General features: G+C 71.3%; 11 protein-coding genes and 1 pseudogene. 3 read left to right on the top strand and 9 right to left on the bottom strand.

Annotation, left to right across the window (positions count from 1 at the left end; all coding sequences use genetic code 11):
* The first annotated feature begins 707 nt into the window (after positions 1-707).
* Complete coding sequence (locus U5640_RS29935) at positions 708-983, top strand: hypothetical protein (RefSeq protein ID WP_340379294.1); 276 nt, start codon at positions 708-710, stop codon at positions 981-983.
* A 597-nt stretch (positions 984-1,580) separates the two neighbouring features.
* Here the strand turns inward: U5640_RS29935 and U5640_RS29930 are convergent.
* Positions 1,581-5,207, bottom strand: a complete 3,627-nt coding sequence (locus U5640_RS29930; RefSeq protein ID WP_340379292.1) for a LamG domain-containing protein — start codon at positions 5,205-5,207, stop codon at positions 1,581-1,583.
* A gap of 418 nt (positions 5,208-5,625) precedes the next feature.
* On the bottom strand, positions 5,626-7,008 hold the full coding sequence (locus tag U5640_RS29925; RefSeq protein ID WP_340379290.1) for a VCBS repeat-containing protein: 1,383 nt from the start codon (positions 7,006-7,008) through the stop codon (positions 5,626-5,628).
* A 414-nt stretch (positions 7,009-7,422) separates the two neighbouring features.
* On the opposite strand from U5640_RS29925, the gene U5640_RS29920 reads away from it, so the two are divergent.
* Complete coding sequence (locus U5640_RS29920) at positions 7,423-8,025, top strand: acyltransferase (RefSeq protein WP_340379288.1); 603 nt, start codon at positions 7,423-7,425, stop codon at positions 8,023-8,025.
* Positions 8,026-8,216: 191 nt separating this feature from the next.
* Here the strand turns inward: U5640_RS29920 and U5640_RS29915 are convergent, their stop codons facing one another.
* Positions 8,217-9,776, bottom strand: coding sequence for a hypothetical protein (locus U5640_RS29915; protein WP_340379286.1), 1,560 nt, complete (start codon positions 9,774-9,776; stop codon positions 8,217-8,219).
* Between the two features lie 430 nt (positions 9,777-10,206).
* Here U5640_RS29915 and U5640_RS29910 point away from each other — a divergent pair, with 430 nt between their 5' ends.
* Positions 10,207-11,349, top strand: a complete 1,143-nt coding sequence (locus U5640_RS29910; RefSeq protein WP_340379284.1) for an acyltransferase — start codon at positions 10,207-10,209, stop codon at positions 11,347-11,349.
* 60 nt (positions 11,350-11,409) lie between these two features.
* Here U5640_RS29910 and U5640_RS29905 read toward each other — a convergent pair.
* The 6 genes and pseudogenes from U5640_RS29905 to U5640_RS29880 all read right to left on the bottom strand — a co-directional run bounded on the left by U5640_RS29905 (position 11,410) and on the right by U5640_RS29880 (position 20,761).
* Positions 11,410-12,694, bottom strand: a pseudogene (locus U5640_RS29905) (nucleotide sugar dehydrogenase).
* Positions 12,695-12,703: 9 nt separating this feature from the next.
* Positions 12,704-14,356 carry a glycosyltransferase gene (locus U5640_RS29900; RefSeq protein WP_340379282.1) on the bottom strand — a complete coding sequence of 551 codons (1,653 nt, stop codon included), beginning with the start codon at positions 14,354-14,356 and terminating at the stop codon, positions 12,704-12,706.
* Entirely contained in the window at positions 14,353-15,936 is a 1,584-nt protein-coding gene (locus U5640_RS29895; protein WP_340379280.1) for a glycosyltransferase family 4 protein, read from the bottom strand. The genes U5640_RS29900 and U5640_RS29895 overlap by 4 nt, the downstream gene beginning before the upstream one ends.
* Positions 15,937-15,956: 20 nt before the next feature.
* Positions 15,957-18,545 (bottom strand): glycosyltransferase, encoded by a 2,589-nt coding sequence (locus U5640_RS29890; RefSeq protein ID WP_340379278.1) that lies wholly within the window; start codon positions 18,543-18,545, stop codon positions 15,957-15,959.
* A gap of 84 nt (positions 18,546-18,629) precedes the next feature.
* Positions 18,630-19,649, bottom strand: a complete 1,020-nt coding sequence (locus U5640_RS29885; RefSeq protein ID WP_340379276.1) for a Gfo/Idh/MocA family oxidoreductase — start codon at positions 19,647-19,649, stop codon at positions 18,630-18,632.
* Positions 19,646-20,761, bottom strand: coding sequence for a DegT/DnrJ/EryC1/StrS family aminotransferase (locus U5640_RS29880; protein WP_340379274.1), 1,116 nt, complete (start codon positions 20,759-20,761; stop codon positions 19,646-19,648). Before U5640_RS29880 ends, U5640_RS29885 begins: the two co-directional genes overlap by 4 nt.
* Positions 20,762-21,098: the final 337 nt, after the last annotated feature.

The following is a 21,098-nucleotide window of genomic DNA, read 5'->3' as shown; positions in this document are numbered from 1 at the left end:
TGACGTCCGTCTTCCCGTTCAGCGCGTAGTAGTTCGTCTCGCGCTCGTAGAAGTAGGACATCACGTTGCCGTGCGTGTCCTTGACGTAGTCCAGCGACCAGCGCCAGGCCTGCTGGCAGTAGGCGCTGGTGAAGGTGGCGTTGTAGCAGGGCTCACCCGAGTCGTCGCCGAACACCGGGGCCGTCCAGACCGAGTTGGTCTCCTCGTTGCCCGCCGCCCAGCCCGGCAGACGGTTCTTGCCGAAGTAGTACTCCGTGCCATCGGTCGTGGTGACCCGCCAGTACTCACCGTCGTTGTCGCCGTTGGTCGCGTCGGTCAGCTTCTCGACCTTGCTGCCGTCCTCACCGGACAGGTGCCACTTGCCGGTGGTGTCGTCCTTGACGAGCTCGGAGGACGAGCCGTTGAGCATGATCGTGGCGTTCTCGAACGCCCAGCACTGCTCGCCGGAACCGTCGTGGCCGTCCTCGGAGCACGGCTTGTAGCGGCGCTCGATGTACCCCGGGTCGTAGGAGAAACCCTCGCCGATCCAGGAGCCCTGGTTGTTCGTCGCCGAGGTGCGGCCGTCCGCCGACTGGGAGGAGTAGCCGAGGCCCACGGTCGGGGTCAGACCGCCCGGGGTCGGGACCGAACGGAAGGGGTAGTTCCAGGAGAAGCCGCCGGAGGAGTTCGAGACCGTCCAGCTGGCCGAGGGGGCGAGCGCCGTCGCCTTGTACGTGCCCTGCGCGCTCGACGGACCGGCCGCGACGGCCACCAGCGAGGTCGCTGCCGCCGCCATCGTGGAGACGCCCTCGGCCGAAGCGGGGGCCGCCGTCACATCGGCGGAGACCGTCCCCGCCTTCACGTCGTTGACCGTCTTCAGCGCCTTCGGCTGCTCGGGGCAGTCCTTGCTGCCGGGAGCCGCCACGGCCGCACACGCCGGAAGCTGCACCAGTTGGAGCCGCGAGCCGTACGAACCGCCGAAGCCCTCCGCGAACTCCGCATAGTCCACCGTGAGGCGCACCTTGCCCGCCTGCGCGGAACCGTCCGCCCGCGCCACACCCAGCAGCACATCGGCGCCGAGCCGGTCGGCCCGCTGCGGATCGAGGACCTCGACGCGGACCTTCCCGGGCGCCTGTGCCGCCTTGACCTGGGCCTTCGCCCTGGTCACCGTCACCGGCAGACCACCGGCCTCCGCGGTGGCACCGAGCTTCACCTCGGCGCCGCCCCGCTTCGGCCACACCGCCTTGTCCAGCCCCTTCACCGCCGCCTTGCGCGCCGGATCAGAAGGGCGGGACTTCGCCCTGGCGTCCCGCCCCTGGGCGGGATCACCGTCGTCCTGGACACCGGGGCGGCTGGTACGGCCCCGGTCACCGTCGAGCACCGACGCCTGGACCGACGACGCCGACAGCGCCAGGGAGAGCCCCAGCACCGTGGCGACAACCGCCTGTCGAGGCATGCGGCGACTCAGAGAGCGGCCACGGAAGAACATTCGGCAACTTCCTGATCGTAGGAGATCGTCCTGAAGGGCGCGGAGGGTGAGGCGCAGGACCGGGTGTGCCGGGCCCTCGAAGGACCCGGCACACCGCAGAGGTGACCTTCCGTCACATATCGGGGAGGGCGGTCAGCGCGGCCATCTGCTGCACCGCGATCTGGTCGGCCGCACCGCTGTAGACGCGGACCTCGTCGATCGCGCCGGCGAAGTACTCGCTCGCCCCGCGCAGCGAACGCCCCACCTGGAGGCCGCCGGTGGCGGACCACAGGGTGTTGTCGGTGCCGTAGGCACCGGCCACGAGCTGGCCCTCGACGTAGAGGCGGATCGAGTTGGCGAAGGCGTCGTAGACGACCGCCAGGTGCTGGCCGGAGCCGCCGGTGTCGGGCAGTTCCTGGTCGTCGGTGAAGGTGACGACCGCGGGGGCGGCCGCGTCGGCCTTGGCGACGACCAGCTCCCACTGCTGTGTGGTCGCCTGGTAGCGGACCTGGAGGCGGTTGGCGCTGGCGCCCGGCAGGGACAGCACCGTCTGCGACTTCGCCGGGTCCAGCGAGGTGAGCTGGGCGCGGGCCGTCACGGTGAAGCTGCTGTTGCCGGTGACCGGGGCGGTGGCGGTGGACGCGTAGTCCCCGTCGCCGTCCAGGACCAGATTGCCGTCGCCGACCAGGGCGGCCGTGTCGAACAGCGGGTCGGCCGGGCGGTAGATCGAGGCGTTGCCCGCGAGGGTCAGCGCCTGGCCGCCGCCCGTCTCGGCGGAGGCACCGCCGGTGGCGGTGTCGAGCTGCCAGTAGGCCTTGCGCTGCGGCTTGACGGTCATCAGCTCGGCGACCTGGGCCGCCGGCAGGACCCGGTCGAAGACGCGGACCTCGGCGAGGTCACCGGTGAAGTTGTCGTGGTAGCCGCTCTTGGCCGTGGCGCGGCCGATCTGCAGCGGACCGTACGACTTCCAGGTGGAGCGCCTGGTGGCGGAGCCCTTGAGGTCCTTGTTGATGTAGAGCTGGAGCTCGGGGCCGGTGCTCTTCTGTGCGTCGTAGACACCGGTCAGCAGCACCCACTGGTCCTTGACCGGGGTGACTCCGGTGGAGACGGCCTTCCACTCGCCGAGCGAGTCCACGTCGTTGACCGGGACGGCGAACTTCCAGGTCTGCGCGGAGGCGTCGTAGCCGAAGGTGAACCCGGGCTCGCCGGTGCCGTCCTGGCTGATCACCGTCATGTCCTTGTCCAGGGCGGTGGGCCGCACCCAGGCACTGACGGAGAAGCTCCCGGCGGTGTCGAGGACGGTCTCGCTCGCGTCGAGGTAGGACTCGGCGGTGCCGTCGAAGTGGGCCGCCTTGTCGACCTTGCCGCCGGGGCCCTCGGCGCCGAACGAGACGGCGGTGCCCGCGGTCGCCGAGAACTCGCCGCTCTCGTCGTGCGCCTCGGTGTCACCCGCCTGGTCGGCGAGGTTCCACTGGGCCACGACCGGGGTGCCCTCGCTGACCAGGAACTCGTAGTGGGCCTTGGTGCTGGGGTTCTCGGCCTTGTCGACGGCGATCACGTCGACCCAGTGCCGCCCGGCCCGGGTCGGCATCCACTGCACGGAGACGGAGCCGCCCGCCGCGGACGGGGTGGCGACGGTCGCCGGGCTCGCGGTGCTGTCGAAGGCGTAGCGGTACTTGACGACGTCCGTGTCGGGGATGGAGTCGTTCGGGTTGGGCGCGAAGGTGAAGGTGCCGTAGGTGCCCACGCCGTCGTGGTAGACGGTGTCGGAGGGGTACTGCTTGGACAGCACGTTCGGCTTGCCGGGCAGGGTCTTGTCGTAGATGAACTCGCAGCGCTGGGCGGAGTCGCCGTCGTAGCTCCACGGGCCGTAGCCGTCACCGTCGGTGGCGCGTGCGCTCCAGTAGATGACGGTGTTCTGCGGGATGGACGACTTGACCGTGTGCGTGAACCTGGTGCTGGTGGTCGGGGAGAGCCAGTCCGGCGTCAGGTAGGTGTAGGACTTGGCCGCCTTGGTGGTGGGGTCGGTCCACTCCACCTTGAACTCGACCTTGACCTTGTCGGTCTGGCCGTTGCCGTGGTCGGGGTCGCTCGCGATGGCCTGGAGCTTCGGCGGGACCTCGGTGTACTCGCGGCTCCCGCCCCACTTGCACAGACCGCCCGGGTCGGTGGTCATGTCGGACGTCTTGATCTGCCGTGGCAGGTTGTTGTACTTGACCGACAGGTAGGCGTTGCCGCAGATCCGCTTCCACTCGGCGAAGCGGGACTCGTCGGCGGCCCGCAGACCCAGCGTCATCGAGTTCCAGCCGCCGGCGGCCGCCGTCTTGATCTCGCTGGTCAGCTCGGGGTTGGTCTTCTCGCTGCTCTCGAAGTTCAGGTTGGCCTGGCTGGAGCAGGAGGTCGGCGAGATGGCCTTGTCGACCGTCGCGATGTGGTCGTCCCAGTCGTCCGAGGTGTTGGACCAGTTGCTGGAGGACGAGAGGGAGTAGTTCTGGCCGCCGATGCGGTAGAGCCGGATGGGCTCCGCGGTCGGGCTGGCGCTGTAGATGTGCTCCACCCGGGCGGAGAAGGTCGCGCCCAGGATCTGCTTCCCCTTGTAGAAGGAGAGCGGCATCGTGAACATCACGCGGCGGACGCCCACGCCGTTGCAGGAGACCGGGTTGTAGTCGGTCGGGCACTTGCCGACGCCCGCGCTGCCGGAGTACTTCCAGTCCTGCTCGGTGGGCATCCCGGACATGACGCCGGTCCAGGAGGTGCGCGAGGTGGTGCGCGAGATCGGGTCGATGACGACCGGGAAGACGGTGTCCGCGCCCTTGAGGAGCTTCTGGTCGGGGACCAGGCGCAGCTTGCCCTTTCCGACCTCGACGCCCAGGGGGGCGACCTTGCCGCCGCCGCCCGGGCCTTCGAGCGCGGGCTCGGGGGCGGTCTGGGGGCCGGGGGTGGCCGTGGCGGTCCCGTCGGCGGCGGCCGTGGCGGACTTCAGGGCCTTCGCGACGGCCTTGGGGCCCTGCTTCCTGGCGGCGGTCTCCTCGACGGCGGCCGAGTCCCACATCGAGGGCTTGCCCGCCTGGAACACGGTCCCGCCGACGGCGGCGTCCTCCGCGAGGATCGCCCCGGTGGTGTCCTCCGACATCTTCAGGCCGTCGGTGGTCATACCGAGATCGACCTCGGCCAGTCTCGGGTCGGCGGCCGCCTCGGGCGTCTTGACGACCAGCAGGTGGCCGAAGCCGTCGGCCTCGGCCCGCACGGTCAGGTCGACGCCGGGCAGAACTTCGGCGTAGGTGGCGGTGTCACCGTCCACCCGCGGTGCGGGCAGCTTGCCGTACGGCCAGGTCAGGGCGAACTCGCGGCCCGCGCGCTGCATCGTCACGAACGGCTCGTCGGCCTGGCCGGCGGAGAAGCTGAGGTCGACGGTGGCGGCCTTGGGGCCCCAGGTGCCGTCGGCCCGCTTCACCAGTGTCGCGTCGACCGGGACCCAGGTGCCGTTCTTGACCGTGCGCACCGGCTCGGTGTACTCGCGGGCGGTGAAGGTGCCGTCGGGCTCGGCGAAGATCTCCCGGCGCTCGGTGCGCGCGCCGACGACCTCGGTCTTCTTGCCGCTCTCCTTGGCCACGGCCATGGCCTGCTGTTCGGTCACCGTCGGCTGGTCGGCGGCGATGGGCGCCTGGTTCCGGCCCGGGCCACCGTCCGGCAGGACCGCCAGGGTGCCGGCCGTCACCGCGCCGGCGACGGCGGCCGCGACGGCAACGCGCCTGAGCACGCCACGCCGTATCGGTCTCTGTCTGTCTGCGGACACGCGTCCACTCTCCCGTTGCTTCATGTCTGTCTCGGGTCCGGTCATCGGATGCTCGCGCCGAAGGCGACGCCACCTGCGGAAATGCCGCCCTCACCGGGCTTGTACGTCATCTGGGGGAGGGTCTGGATGCCGTACCGACCATGTCGGCGGTGATGTCGACGGCGGTGTGCGCCGTCGGCGGTGTGCCGTCGGCCGGAGAAGTCGCCGACCGCAGAGGTCGCCGGTTCCGGCCTCCCCCACGGCCCCGTCGGTGTTCCGGTCGGTCCGGTGGAGCCCACGTCGACGGTGGCGCCGAGGCCCCTCACCCGGGGGCACCCCGGCCGGTGGGGCACGGTGCCCGACGGCGGCTGGGCCGTGACGGGCACCGTGTCCTGGGGCCGCGTCAGCGGACGGTCGCCCCGAAGGCCACGTCGCCCGCCGGGATGCCGCCCTCACCGGGCTTGACCGTCGCGGTCGGCGCTCCGCCGGAGGTCACGTTCCACGGGAAGCCGTAGACCGCGTGGCCGTCGGCCGGACCGTAGGGCACACCCACGTAGAGCAGGGAAGGGGTGGCGGCCAGGGACAGACCGGTGAGCATGCGCGGTGCGGGCGTGGAGGGGATGCCGTAACCGGGGTCGATCCACTGGTCGGAGGCGCCGGGCGCGCCGACCAGCGGGACGATCTGCACGCCGCCCTTGTCCGCGTGCTCCTCGGAGGACTCCTCGCCGGGCACCCCGATGGCGACCTTGGTCGTCGTGGCCGTGGAGGTGGCGTTCGGGGAGGTGTTGACGGCGGCCAGGCGCTTGCCGAACAGGTCGCCGGCCTCGGCCACCTCCTCCACGTTCTCCGTGTTCTGGTCGATCCAGGCCAGCTGGCTGAAGGTGCCGCTCGCGGTGAGCCGGAAGACCTGGACGGCCCCGGCGTCGACGGTGGTCGACAGGTCCTCGCCGGGGACGCCCACCACGAGCAGCGACTCGGTGGTGGAGGTGGCGCCCGAAGGCCGGTACGGGACCATGGCGAGCGCGGCGCCGAACTGGTCGCCGACCTCCTCGGCTCCGCTGATCTCGTCCTGGTCCTGGCCCAGACCGCCCAGCGGCTTGGGGGAGTTGGAGGTCAGCGTGTGGCTGAAGTAGGCGACGCCGCCGGCGAAGGCCACGGTGCCCAGTGCCTCGCCCGGTGTGCCGACGGCGAAGTGCGTGGGGGTGGCGGCGAGTGTGGCGCCGAAGCGGTCGTCCTGTTCGGCGGTGCCGGGCACGGCGCCCGCGGTCTCGGTGTTCTGGTTGACGCCGGCGACGGTCTGGGCGGTGCCGCTGACGTAGTAGAAGGCACCCGCGTCCTCGACCGTGCCGATCGACTCGCCGGGGCTGCCGATCAGCAGGTAGGGCGTGCCGGCCGCGGTCTTCCCGGCCGCGACGGCGTAACCGACCCAGTCCTCCGACTCCGCGGAGCCGCCGAGCGGCTTGTCGGTGCCCTGGAGGAACTCCTTGGCGGCGGTGCCGGTACCCAGTCCGGTCGTGGCGCCGTAGATCACCTGGACGAGTCCGGCGTCGGGGACCGTGCCGAGGTCCTCGTACGGGGAGCCGACCACCAGGTCGCTGCAGCCGTCGAGGTCGGCGTCGTAGACGGCCAGCGCGTAGCCGTACTGGTCGCCCCGCTCGGGGGCGCCCGGGATGTTCGCCGGGGCCTGGGAGATGGTGACGGTGCCCTTGCCGCCGCCGTACACGACGTGGACGGCACCCGCCTCGGCCACGCCGTCGACGGTCGCCTCGGGATCGGCGATTGCCATGTCCCTGACACCATCACCGTTGAAGTCGGACTCGACGCCCGACGGACATGCGACGGCGGCCGCGGCGGGAACACCGCCGGTCCCGACGCCCCATGCCAGTAAGGTCCCTGCCGCAGCGGTGGCGGCAGCACGCCGCCACACTTTCCCCACCCTTGACACGAGCACCCCGTTGATAAAGAGAACTTAAAGAACGTCAAGGATCATCCCTTTGCGTGAAGTGCACATGCAATACCCCTCGAGTCCCCCGGAACATGACAAGAATCACAGGGGGCGCACGCGCAACCGAAAGGGCCTTCGGAGCGTCCGCGCAGGAGTATCGGGGCTCCGCCGCGGAGAGGGGCACCACCCCGTTGCCCGCGGGCCCGGACCCGTATGCTCGCCAGGCGAAGGCAGCCATCGGAAGGCGAAGAAGAAGTGAACTACAGGGTCCAGCCCAGCGCGCAGGTCGACGAGAGCGCCGAGATCGGGGCCGGGAGCAGTGTCTGGGACCTCGCGCAGATCCGCGAGGGCGCCCGTCTCGGCGAGGGCTGTGTGATCGGCCGGGGCGCGTACGTCGGATCGGGCGTGCGCATGGGCGACAACTGCAAGCTCCAGAACTACGCGCTCGTCTACGAGCCCGCCGAGCTGGGCAGCGGCGTCTTCATCGGACCGGCCGTGGTCCTCACCAACGACCACAACCCGCGTTCCGTGGACCCCGACGGCAAGCAGAAGCGCGGCGGCGACTGGGAGGCCGTCGGGGTGAAGATCCTCGACGGTGCCTCGATCGGCGCGCGCTCGGTCTGCGTGGCGCCGCTCACCATCGGCAGGTGGGCCATGGTGGCCGCGGGCGCCGTCGTCACCAAGGACGTGCCCGACTTCGCCCTGGTCGTCGGTGTCCCCGCCCGCCGCATCGGCTGGGTCGGCCGGGCGGGCGTACGGCTCACCGAACACGCGACCGAGCCGGGCGTGTGGACCTGCCCGCAGACCGGCGAGCTGTACGACGAGAACGACGGCACCCTCGCACTGCGCACCGTCTGAACTGCGCACCGTCTGACCTGCGCACCGTCTGACCTGCGCACGGTCTGACCTGCCGCGTGCCGGCACCCGCGGTCATGCCGCGGGTGCCCGGCCGCGGGCGCTCTCCGCCGGGGAGGCCCTCCGGTCCCCGCACCGTCGGACGGACAGACGGACAGACGGCTCCCGGGCGGACGGAGCCGACCGCTCCGTGGTCAGGCCGCCGTGTTCCTGCGGGCGCCGAGCAGCAGTCGGTCGAAGTCGTCGCGCACGACGTTCCAGTCCCAGGCGGCGAGTGCGAGCTCGGCGGCCGCCTGTCCTGTCTTCTGCCAGGTCTCCTCGGTGGCGGTGACCGCGAGAATGCGCCGCGCCGCCTCCTCGGGCGTGCCGACGACCCAGTCCTGGGGGAACAGCGTGCGGGCGCCGTGTTCCCGGCCCGCGAAGAACGGCCAGTCGCGGACCACCGGGACAGCGCCGCTGGCCGCCCCTTCGACCAGTCCGCAGTGGAAGCTCTCGCGCACCGACGTGCTGAGGATGATGCCGACCTCCTCCAGCGCCCCCGGCACGTCGTCGGTCTGCCCGATGCGGCGGACCGCGCCGGACGGCTCCAGTTTCGCCAGGTCCCGCTCCAGCGCGTCGTGATAGCGCCGTACGGCCGGGCTGCTCTCGGCGTCCAGGCCGCTGCCCACGAGCAGCAGCCGGTAGCGCTCGTCGTGCCGGCGCAGCAGCCGCAGGACCTCGACCGCCCAGCGGGGGTCCTTGGCGACCTGGCCGGTGCCCACCAGGCCCAGCGTGAACCGTGCGTCCGGCCGCTTGGCGCGCCGGTAGGCGGACAGATCCATCGCGTTGTGGATCACATGGAGGCGGGGCGCGTCCTCGGCCAGCAACCGCGGTACCGCGGCCGTGGTCAGATCCCTGACATGGGGGCTGACGAAGAGCAGGTCGTCCACGCGGGAGAAGTCCATGACGTGCGGCCAGTAGCCGAGTGCCTCGTAGCTGTGCAGCCGGACGACCACCCGGGTGGTGCCCGGGTCCACCATGGTCAGGAAAGCCGCGCCGACCGAGCACCAGTCGACGAAGACCGTGTCGGCCCAGTCGAGGTGCGGTCGCAGTGCCTGCTCGGCCGCGCGTCCGTACGCGGCCTGGCTCCCCACGGCCCTTGCCATCATGCGCCCGAGCCCCTTGGCCAGCGGCGCGAGATCCGGGTCGGTGGCCATGTCGAGCGTGCGGACCTCGGCTTCGGGGTGAGCCTCGTAACGGCCGGTGATGAGCGGGAGGAAGTTCGCGTTGCCCCTGTTCACGATGAGCAGCCGGTGGGGCCGGTCGTCCGGCGGTGTCACGGCTGCCTCCGCCCGGCCGCGCGGCTTCGCCACCGCGCGCAGGGTGCGGCTGCGGCGGAGTGCGGCGGTGAAGCCCTCGGGGTCCTCCGCCAGAGGCGAGGTCAGCCCGTCGAGGTGCGGTACGCGATGGAACGCCAGGATCAGGGCGTCCGCCGCCGCAGCGGCCGCGGCCGCCTTCTTGCCCTCCTTGAACAACGCGTCCGCGCACACCAGCTGTGCCGCGTAGGCCGTCTTGAGGCGGCGGGGGGCCAGGCCGTGGGAGAGCTCCAGCTCGGCGGCCTCGGCCAGCAGGTCGGCCTTGAGCCGGGGCTCCGGGACGCGGTGGGCCAGCACGTTCAGCAGCCGGGCCCCGAGGGACGGCGCTCCCGCCCTGGCCAGTCCGGAGCTCACCGGGCGGGCGAGGCCGATCAACTGCTCAGCGGGTATCGGTGGCACCGGCACAGCGTAGCTCCAGCTCTGCCACCAGGACCGATGCCCGGTGACGGTCGACGACGGGGGGCAGGCCCGGACGGTTGGGCGTCCGCGCCGCGTGGTGCGCAAGCGGCGGACGCCCCGGGCGGCGCGCGGCGGGGTGATCCGTGCCGCGGGGGCGCGGTGGTGCGGTGAGGGCAGCGGGCACGTGTGCATCCTGAGCGGTGAGCGGCCGACCCCGGCTGAGTAGCCAGGGCCGGATCATACGACGACTTCCTTGTGACCAGTTATGCAACGTCCGATGAACAGGTAAGACCGCGTCCGTCCCCGCCGGGGCCGCCCGCGCGGAGATACGCGCCCCGCGCCCCGTATGCTCACCGGGCGCGGCTGCACACCACGGGGCCCTGAGGCGAACCGCGCCGAAGCGGGGTGTGGCGGCCGCGGAAGGGGAAGCATGTCCCAGACCGATGTCACGGTCCCCGCTCGGCAGGAGACGCCGGCCGCGCCGCCCACGCGGGAGCGGGCCACCCGGCTCTACGCGCTGGACGCGCTGCGGGTGGTGGCGGCACTCTCCGTCCTGTTGTTCCACTTCACCGGAGTGGACGCGGCGACGAAGGCGAACTGGGGCGTCAATCCCAAGGACCTGTTCCCGTGGCTGTTCCCCGTCACCTCGTACGGCTCCTACGGCGTCCAGCTCTTCTTCATCATCAGCGGCTTCGTCATCTGTCTGTCCGCCTGGGGCCGGACGCCGGGGCAGTTCGTGCAGGCCCGTTTCCTGCGGCTGTTCCCCGCGTACTGGTTCTCGGTGGTCGTCGCCGTGCTCGTCTGGCGCGGGCTGCCCGACGGGGCGCGCAAGGCCCCGAGCGTCAGCGAATCACTGACCAACCTCACCATGTTCCAGGTGCCGCTGTCCGCCCGGCATCTGGTCGGCGCCTACTGGACCCTCTGGGTGGAGCTCACGTTCTACCTGATCTTCCTGGTGGTGGTCTGGAAGGGGCTCGACTACGTCCGGGTCTCCGTCTTCTGCTGGCTGTGGCTGCTCGCGAGCATCCTGGTGCAGCAGGACGACGTGCCCCTGCTCGGCATCTTCGCCCAGCCGCTGAACACGGCCCTGTTCGTCTCCGGCATCGCCATGTACCTGATGTACCGGTTCGGCCCCGACCTCAAGCTCTGGGGTCTGCTCGGCGCGAGCTGGCTGGTGATGCAGAGCGACCTGGTCCAGCACGCCGATCACCTGCGGCACGACAAGGGCATGGACCGCAACCCCTACCTCGCGCTGGCCCTGGTCACCGTCTTCTATCTGCTGGTGCTCGCGGTCGCCCTGCACAAGCTCGACCGCGTCCGCTGGCAGTGGCTGTCCACGGCGGGCGCGCTGGTCTACCCGCTCTACCTGCTCCACGAGGAGCTGGGCTGGGCGATGATCCGCACGCTGTACGGGCACGTGGGGGCCTGGGCCACCCTGGGCATCACCACGGCGCTGCTGCTCGCGCTGTCCTGGCTCGTCCACCGGTTCGTGGAGAAGCCGTCCCAGAGGTGGCTGCGCGCCGCCCTGGAGAAGGAGTCCGCCAAGCGGGCGGCGGCGGCCGCCCGCGACTGAGCCGCACACGGCCGAGGGCCCGTCCGACGTCCGGACGGGCCCTCGGCCGTGCAGGGGGCGTCAGCCGCCGATGACGACCCGCCGGACGCCCTTCCAGGCCTCCGGGTCCGTCGTACGACGCCCGTCGACGAGGACCGTGACGTTCCGGCAGGTCCGCCGGGGTCAGGGTGCGGTACTCGGCGTGGTCGGCCTGGAGGATCGCCGCGGTGACCTTCTCGCCCGCGTGCGGGGTGAGGCCGTGCGCGGCCAGTTCCTCGGCCGTGTACATCGGGTCCGAGACGTACGGCACCGCGCCGCGCGCCTTGAGCGCCTCGACGGTCGGGAAGACACCCGAGAACGCGGTCTCCTTCACACCGCCGCGGTAGGCGGCGCCCAGGACGAGGACGTGCACACCGGTGAGGTCGCCGTAGGCGGCCGCGAGCAGGTCCACCGCGTACTGCGGCATCGCCGCGTTCGCCTCACGGGCGGAGCGCACGACGGTCGCCGACGGGTCGTTCCACAGGTACATCCGCGGGTAGATCGGGATGCAGTGGCCGCCGACGGCTATGCCCGGCTGGTGGATGTGGCTGTACGGCTGCGAATTGCAGGCCTCGATGACCTTCTTGACGTCGATGCCGTTGCTGTCCGCGAACCGCGCGAACTGGTTCGCCAGCCCGATGTTGACGTCCCGGTAGGTCGTCTCGGCCAGCTTGGCCAGCTCGGAGGCCTCGGCCGTGCCCAGGTCCCACACACCGTTGGCCTGCGGCAGGTCGGCGCGCTCGTCGAAGTCGAGGACCTGCTCGTAGAACTCCACGCCGCGGGCCGTCGACGCCTCGTCGATGCCGCCGACCAGCTTGGGGTAGCGGCGCAGGTCGGCGAAGACCCGGCCGGTCAGGACGCGCTCCGGGGAGAAGACCAGGTGGAAGTCCTCGCCGGCGGTCAGGCCCGAGCCCTCGGCGAGCATCGGCGCCCACCGGGTGCGGGTGGTGCCGACCGGCAGGGTCGTCTCGTACGAGACCAGCGTGCCGGGCTTGAGGCCGTGCGCGATCGCCTTGGTCGCCGCGTCCATCCAGCCGAAGTCCGGGGTGCCCTCGGCGTCCACGAACAGCGGGACGACCACGACGACGGCCTCGGACTCGGCGACCGCGGACGCGGTGTCCGTGGTCGCGCTCAGCAGACCGGCGTCGACGGCCTGCTTCAGCTTGACGTCGAGGTCGTGCTCACCGGGGAACGGCTCGACACCGGCGTTGACCAGCTCGACGACCTTCTCGTTGACGTCCGCGCCGATGACCCGGTGGCCCTTGGAGGCGAACTGCACCGCCAGCGGAAGCCCGATCTTGCCGAGCGCTACTACACAGATGTTCATGGAGGGTCGCTACTTCTTCCTTTTGGAACGGGACTTCAGTTTCCGGACAAGGCCCCCCAGCGCCCGCCGGACCACAGTCCTCTTCGGGGGGTACATCTGGGCCGTGTCGACCACCACGCGTCCCTTGGGGTTGACCAGGGCCGACGCCCGGTACGGGTCGTCGTCCCTGCCCCATTTGCGGGCCAGCGGCATGGGCAGGCCCTTGCCGCTCACGGGGATCTCGTACGTCGAACCGGCCACGTCGACGTACACCCGCACGCCCCACTTGCCGGTGGCCGGCTCCAGCGGGACACGGGCGTGCAGCACGGTGGCGGCGGTGCCGGGCACGGCCGGTTCCACCCTCATCTCGCCGACCACGGGCCCGAGCTCGTGGCCGGGCTTCAGCCGGCGCGCGCCCGGCTTGTCCGCCGACTTGGGCATCGCACCCTTGACCAGGCGCAACGCCAGACCGGCCCCCTCCACGTCGCCGAGGACAGGCACCCGTACGGACGCCGTGTAGGCGAGCTTCTCGCCCTGCTGCTCCCAGGCGGAGTCCAGCAGCGCGGTGCCCTTGGCGAGGCGGCCCGGTACGGCCTCCCCGACCAGTTCGTAGACCCGGTCGGACACCCCGATGCGGGGGTCGCGGAAGCCCGGGTAGCGGGCGTAGGCGCGCTCGCCCTCCACGACGAACGGGGGCGCCCCGTGCTCCGCCTCCGAGGAGATCGCCTCGGCCAGGTCGTCGATGGCCACGGCCTGGGCCAGCGCGATCCGCACCCGGCGCTTGACGTCCATGGCGTCACGGATGCCATCGGTGAAGTACACGTCCGCCAGCCGGCCGATGCTCGTGCAGATCTGGCGCTGCAACTCCCGGTCCAGGGACGGGAAGTCGTCCTGGACGAGCTTGGCCAGCTCCCAGGTGAAGTGCCGGCGCAGCACGGCGTCCCGGTCCGGGCCCGCCTCGATCAGCCCGGCCGTGAAGTCCATGATCTCGGCCGCCGCGCGCAGCCGCGCCAGATGGTCGGCGCGGTAGGTGATGTTGCTGGCGTCGCCGCGCTTGACCGCGTAGTAGCAGGTGTAGTCGGCCACCACCGAGATCTTCCGGGCGCGCACGCACGCCTCGATGGTGAACGGCTGGTCGCTGCCCACGGGCAGGTGCTCGGGGAAGCGCAGGTGGTACTTCTCCACCATGTCGCGCCGGAACAGCTTGGTGTTGGCCAGGGTGAACGGCAGCGCGGAGTCGTACAGGCTGACGTCCGCGGCGTTCTCCTTGTACAGCGCCTGGTGCACGTACCGGCCGTTGGTGCCGACCATCTTGCCGACCACGACGTCCGAGTCGTTGTCGTCCGCGCACTTCACCATGCGCTCCAGCGCCTCTTCGCCGAGGTAGTCGTCGGAGCCGATGAAGTACACGTACCGGCCGGTGGCGACGTCCAGCGCGCGGTTGCTGGGCGCGGCCGGGCCGCCGGAGTTCGGCTGGTGGATCACCTTGACGGTGTCCGGGTACAGCGCCGCGAACCGGTCGAGTTCGGCGCCGCTGTCGTCGGTGGAGCCGTCGTCCACGGCGACGATCTCCAGGCGCTTGCGGCCGATGCTCTGCCCCAGGAGGGAGTTCAGGCAGTCCGTCAGGTACGGCATCGTGTTGTAGACGGCGACGACGACGCTGACGTCGGCGGGCGCGCTCATGCCGGCTCCCCCGCGGGCCCGAGGACCAGGCGGGTGTAGAGCGCGTCCAGAACCTCGGCCTGTGCCTCCCAGGTCCAGGTGTCGAGCAGCCCCGGCTTGTCGTAGGCCGCCGTGTACTTCTCCGGGTCGGCGAGCACGGCCTTGATCGCACGCACCAGGTCGTCGACGTCCTCCGCCCGGCAGACCTCGCCCTGGCCCGTGGAACGGGTCATCTCGGACATGGTCCGCACATCGCTCACCACCAGCGGCAGCCGGGCGTGCGAGTACTCGAAGAACTTGGTGATCAGCGCGATCTCGTGGTTGGGCCAGTGGTGGATGGGGATGCAGCCCACGTTCGCCGCGGACAGGAAACGCACCACCTGCCAGTGCTTGACGTACGGAACGGCGTGCAACCGGTCACCGACGCCCAGTTCCTGCGCGCGGCTCAGCAGGCTCTGGATGTAGGAGGCCGCCGGGGACGGGACGACGAACGCCATGTGGACACCGTCCAGCCCGGGCAGGGCCTCCACCATGTCGCCGAGACCGCGCTGCGGTCCGGGCGAGCCGCTGTAGACGACCAGCGGTACCTCCGGGCCGATCCCGCACAGCTCGCGCAGGTCCGGCTCCGGCTCGGCGTCCTCGATCGCCGGGTCCCGCTCCACGGGACGGTCCGGCGCGTTGAGCACGACGGTCGGCCGGGTGGTGAGCCCGTGCCGCTCGCGCAGCAGGTCGCCCAGCCCCTCGGAGACGGTGACCACGGCGTCGGCGAACGGGGCGTACTCGCTCTCGTGCGCCGTGTTGCCGGGGATCCAGTGGGCATTGTCCTCCCACGGGCGTACACCGGGCAGGAACTCGTGCGCGTCCCAGACCAGCTTGACCGAGCGGCCCTTGGCCCGCGCCCGTACGGCCGCCCGCGCGCCCACCCCGAGCATGCGGAAGTCGTTGGCGTGGATGAGATCGGGCTTGAGGGCGTCGATCTCCTTGCCGTAGGTCAGCTCGTAGTCCCACAGCACCGGCTCGAGGCGACGCCAGGCCCGCTTGCCCTTGACGCCCTTCCAGGACGCGGTGAAGGCGCGGTCCAGGGGACCGCGCAGGGCGCGGCCCGCCTGCTGGGCCTTGGCGCTCTGCCCGGCGCGGAACTCGACCCACTTCTGCATGAAGCGGGAGACGGGGCCGCCCAGCGTGAGGCGGGCCTTCTCCGCCGTGCGGAACAGCGGGCTGCCCACGGCGGCGGGTGCCACCCTGAGCGCGGCCCGCCGGGTGGCCAGGTCGACCCGCCACGCCTTGACCCACTGGCGGCGGTAGGCGGCCATCGGGCCCGGCGGGTAGGCGAAGGGGCGGCGCAGTGGCGAGCGGTGCCGTTCGGCGTGCCGCTTGGCCAGCGGGGTCTTCAGCGGCAGCAGCCGGACCTCGGCGTCCCCGAGCTTCCAGGTGCGCCCGCTGCCGGACCGCACGAGACCGAGCAGCACCACGTCCCAGCCGGCCGCCGCGGCAGACTCGGCGGCCTTCTGCACTCGCGAGTCGCCGTCGACCTTGTTGTCGACGAGCATGACGACGCGGCCCTTGGTGGGGCGGGGTGCGTCGGCACTCTGCGCTTCCATGAACAGCCTTTCTGAACTGGTCACTTCAGGAAATCGCTCAGGACCTGCGCGGTCCAGCTTCCGTCGTGGTACGTGCGGGCGAAGTCGACGGAGCGTCGGCCGATCCGCGCGGTGCCCTCCCGGTCGTCGACGAGGGACCGGATGACCTCACGCAGGGTGTCCGGGGTGGCGCCCACGATGGGCAGGGCCCCGTCGGTCGCGGCCTTCACCCCGTCGCTGATGTAGGCGACGACGGGCTTGCCCGCGGCCATGGCCTCCACCGCGAACGTACCGTAGCTGCCGGTCGTGAACTGGTCGAGGACGAGGTCGCAGCCCTGCACCAGCTCACGCATCTCGGCCCACGGGATGCCCTCGGCGAGCCGGAACTCGATCAGGCCCTCGTCGTGGAGCTCGGTGAGCACCGGCATGATCCGGTCCGTGCCCTTGGTCCACCGCTTCGAGGGGGCGTGCAGCACCAGCGGGCGCTTGCGCTCCATGACCGGCCGGTCGGTCGCCCAGCCGGCGACGTCGACGACCAGCGGGGCCCAGGTCGCGGACGGCAGGTCCTCCAGGAGGTCCGGGGTGGTGACGTACAGCGGCAGTCCCGCCTCCTGCGCGATGCGCCGGTTCAGCTCGGCCTTCACCCGGAGCTTCTCCGCGATGCCCTCGGGCGCGTCGTGGAAGAGCGAGAACGCGTGCCGTTCCATGTGCCGGAGCGGGTGCCGGATCTCGCTGCCGTGGGCGAGCAGCGCCACCTTGATCCGGGCCTGCTTGAGGGCGTCGAGGTCACCGGCGATCGACGGCCCGTTGAGATGCCCGAAGACCGGCATGAAGGCGTCGACGAGGAGGTGCGTGTACCGCCCGACGATCCGCTCCACCTGCTGGAGCTGGACGTTCAGCTCCCGCAGCCGGGTGGCGTCCACGTACACGTCGGCCGGGTAGTCGAAGGACTCGGGCCGCTTGTTCATCACGACCTCGACGGACACGTCCGGGTTGAGCCGCGTGATCGCCTGGGCGTAGGCGGCAGCCTGACCCGCGTAGTTGGCCGGGCCCAGGCCCAGCTTGATCCGCGTCTCACCGAGCTTGCGCCAGGCCGGCTTTCCGTCGGCGTCGTCGGTGTCCACCGTCAGGACGGCCTCGGGCGTCTCCTGCACGGTCCAGGAGACATCGGGCCGCGGGCCCGGCGGGGTCTTCTTCGACAGCTCGCGGTACAGCCGGAGCAGCTTGCCGCTCTGCGCCTCCCAGGACAGCTCCGTGCGGACGTCCTCGGTGATGGCCTCGGCGAGCTTGTCGCGCTTGTCCATGGCCTGGGCGGCCGCCACGGCGAACGTCTTCGGGTCGTCCCAGGTCCACACCTCGCCGAGGCCGTGCTCCTCGACGTACGCCTTGATGACCTTCACATCGCTGGTGACCAGCGGCAGGCCCGCCTGGAGGTACTCGGAGACCTTCGTGGGCAGCGACACCTCGCAGTTGGGGACGCGCTTGAAGGGGGTGAGCCCGAGGTCCGCCGACGAGAGGTAGTCGGCGACCTCGTGCTGCGGCACGTAGGGCACCAGGTGGACCCGGTCGCGCACCCCGAGGGACTCCGCCTGGGCGAGCAGTTCCTCGAGGAGCGGCGTCATCCGGCCCACCACCAGGGCGAGATGGAAACCCGGCAGATCGGGCAGGCCGTCGATGACGGCGTCCACGCCGCGCTCCCGGCCGATCCAGCCCGAGTAGACCATCAGCGGCACCTCGGGGCCGAGGCCGCAGGCCTCCCGGACGGACGCGCTGGAGCGCCGCCCGCCGATGACCTCACGGACCGGCGAGTTGCCCACGACCAGCGGCGACTCGGTCAACTTGTGGTCGTTCCGCAGGAGTTCGGCCATCTGGGTCGAGACGGTGACCACGGCGTCGGCTCGGCCGATGAACTCGGCCTCCAGCGCGGGCAGCGCCGAGGCCTGCCGGGCGTTCGGCCACTCGACGCCCTTGACGTACTCGTGGGCGTCGTACAGCCAGGCGCACTTGCGGCCGCGGGCCCGCAGCCGGGCCGCGCTGAGCGCCGCGGTGGCGATCATCGTCACGTCGTTGGCGTGGATGACGTCCGGCTCGATCTCCTCGATCACCGGACCGAACGCCAGGTCGAGGTCGACCACCTGCGGCCAGTCACGGCGCCAGTCGCCCACCGGAGCCGGGTCCTTGGGCCGACGCTGCTCCTCCCACCGGAACGCGCGCACGCGCAGGCGGTGCACCGAGCGGCGGGCCTTCAGGAGCGCCTTGAGGGACGCGCGGCGCGGGCTGCCCGCCCAGTTGCTCTCGGCCGACGTCTGGCGCACCCAGGCCCGGTACGCCGCGGTGTAGCGGTTCAGCGCCGCCTGGTCCCGCAGCTGGAACTGCGTCGCGGCCGCCCGCACGGGGTGCCTCCGGCGGGAGTTCACCCCGCGCAGGTAGTCCGCGCCGACCGGTACCCGGATCACCGTGATCGGGCCCATCTTGGAACGCTGGACACGCTTGGTGTCACTGCGGCCCACCAGGGTCACGTCCCAGCCGTCTCGCGCCGCAGCGACCGCGGTCTTCTGGACGCGGGAGTCGCCCGTGATGCCGTTGGCCACGATGACCGCGAGCCTCGGCCTGCGAGCAGGGGATTCCATTACTTGTCTTCCTCCGGATGGGACGAGAATTCCGCCCCCTGCGCACAAGGGGCCAGGGACCGCCGGCGACGCGAGGCCGGACGCTCAGGCGGCCCCGCAACCATGACGGTCCAGCAGGACGGTGCTGCCGTCCACCGCCGACTCGAGCACCGCCGCCGCCACCTCGACCGTACGCATGCCCTGGCGCAGCGTGCAGATGTCGGCCTCCTTGCCGAGCACCGCGTCCCGGAACAGCTCGTGCTCGACGAGCAGCGGCTCCCGCTTGGGTATGGCGTACCGGATCATGTCGCCCTCGGACACCCCGCGGAAGGCCTGGAGGGCCTCCCACTCGGTGGTGACCGCGGCGTTGGAGTGGAAGGTCAGGTCGGCGGTGAGGGTGTCGGCGATGAAGCAGCCGCGCTCCCCGGTCACCGAGGTGAAGCGCTCCTTGAGCGGGCTGAGCCAGTTCACCAGGTGGTTCACCATGGTGCCGTCGTCGAGGCGGCCCACCGCGGAGACCATGTCCTCGTGCACCCGGCCGCTCTTGGAGACGGTGTGGGCGGCGATGGACACGTACTCGCGTCCGGTCACCCAGCCGGTCAGGTCGATGTCGTGGGTGGCGAGGTCCTTGACCACGCCGACGTCCGCGATGCGGTGCGGGAACGGGCCCTGTCGGCGGGTCACGACCTGGTAGACGTCACCGAGCTCGCCGGACTCCAGGCGGGCGCGCAGCGAGCGCAGCGCCGGGTTGCAGCGCTCGATGTGGCCGACACCGGCGACCAGGGAACGGGACTCGAACGCCTCGACGAGGCGGCGGGCGCCCTCCACGGTCTCCGCGACGGGCTTCTCGATGAGCGCGCACACCCCGGCCTCGGCGAGCGCCAGACCGACCTGCTCGTGCAGGTGGGTGGGGCAGGCCACGACCGCGTAGTCGACCCCGAGGGCGATGAGCTCCTCGACGGTGTCCAGGATCGGCGCGCCCTGGGCGGCGCCGAACTTGTCGCCCATCGGGTCGACGACGCCGATCAGGTCGACGCCCTCCAGCCCGGCCAGGACGCGGGCGTGGTGGCGGCCCATGGAACCGAGGCCGACGAGTCCCGCGCGCAGCGGCTTCCCGTTGCTCACAGCTGCTCCCCCAGCGTGTTCACGGCGGCGACGATCCGCTCGAGGTCGTTCGTGGACAGCGAGGGGTGCACGGGCAGCGACACGACCTCGGCGGCGGCGCGCTCCGTCTCGGGCAGGTCCCAGGTGCGGCCCGCCTTCTGGTCCGGCTCCCAGTACGGCTTCAGCCGGTGGATGGGGGTCGGGTAGTACACGGCGTTGCCGATGCCGGCCTCGGTCAGCCCGGTCATGAAGGCCTCGCGGTCGCCCTGGACGCGGACGGTGTACTGGTGGTAGATGTGCCGGGCGCCCTCGGCGACCTTCGGCGCGACCACGTTCGGCGCGCTGATGTGCTCGGTGAGGTACGCGGCGTTGGCGATGCGCTGCTCGGTCCAGCCGCCGAGCTTGCCGCGCTGGACACGGCCGATCGCGGCGGAGACGTCCGTCATCCGGACGTTGGCGCCGACGATCTCGTTGGCGTAGCGCTGCTCCATGCCCTGGTTGCGCAGCAGGCGCAGGGTGCGGGCGACCTCGGCGTCACCGGTGGAGATCATGCCGCCCTCGAGGCTGTGCATGTTCTTCGTCGGGTAGAAGCTGAAGGTGCCCGCGGCGCCGAAGGCACCGACGGGGGTGCCGTTCAGGGCGGCGGCGTGCGCCTGGCAGGCGTCCTCGACGACGGCGAGGCCGTGCTGTGCGGCGATCGCCATGATCCTGTCCATCGCGGCGGGGTGGCCGTAGAGGTGGACCGGCATGATCGCGGCGGTGCGCGGGGTGATGGCCGCCTCGACCGCGGCGGGGTCGAGACAGAAGGTGTCGGCGTCGATGTCGGCGAAGACCACGTCGGCCCCGACGAGCCGCACCGCGTTGGCGGAGGCCGCGAAGGAGAACGAGGGCACGATCACCTCGTCGCCCGGGCCGAGGCCGAGGGCCATCAGCGACAGGTGGAGGGCGGAGGTGCCGGAGTTGACCGCGACGCAGTGACGCCCGTCTACCAGCTCCGAGAACTCCTCCTCGAAGGCGGCCACCTCGGGACCCTGGACGACCCGGCCGCTGCGCAGCACGCGCACCGCCGCCTCGATCTCGTCCTCGTCGATCACGGGTTTGGCGGCCGGTATGAACTCATGGGCGTCGGTCATCGACGTACCCCTCCTCTACGGCGACCTCGAAGGCGCACCACGTCATGCGGTCGGGAAGGGCCATGTCGGTGTTCAGCACGGCCGCATCCCTGGTTGTCCATGGCCGCCTGTGGGCGGATGGACGGCTTGTACACAGGACCCCGCCCCCCGAGGGTTCCTTGCGGGAAGTCAGCCGTACCCGGTACGGGACCGGGTGTGCTCATCGGCTGTGGTCACGGTGTGCATGTCTTTGGCCACCGGGACCAGACTGCACGTTACCAGCACGGGGACGGCGATTTTCCCGAGTGTTACCACAGAGAAACCACCACCACGGGTGCCCTCGATCACAAGCAAGACA

Origin of the sequence: Streptomyces sp. SS7, assembly GCF_037993025.1 — a bacterium.
In the GTDB taxonomy this organism is placed as follows: Bacteria; Actinomycetota; Actinomycetes; order Streptomycetales; family Streptomycetaceae; genus Streptomyces.
Note: the sequence above shows the minus strand (reverse complement) of the source record. Positions and strands in the feature narration are given on the sequence as shown.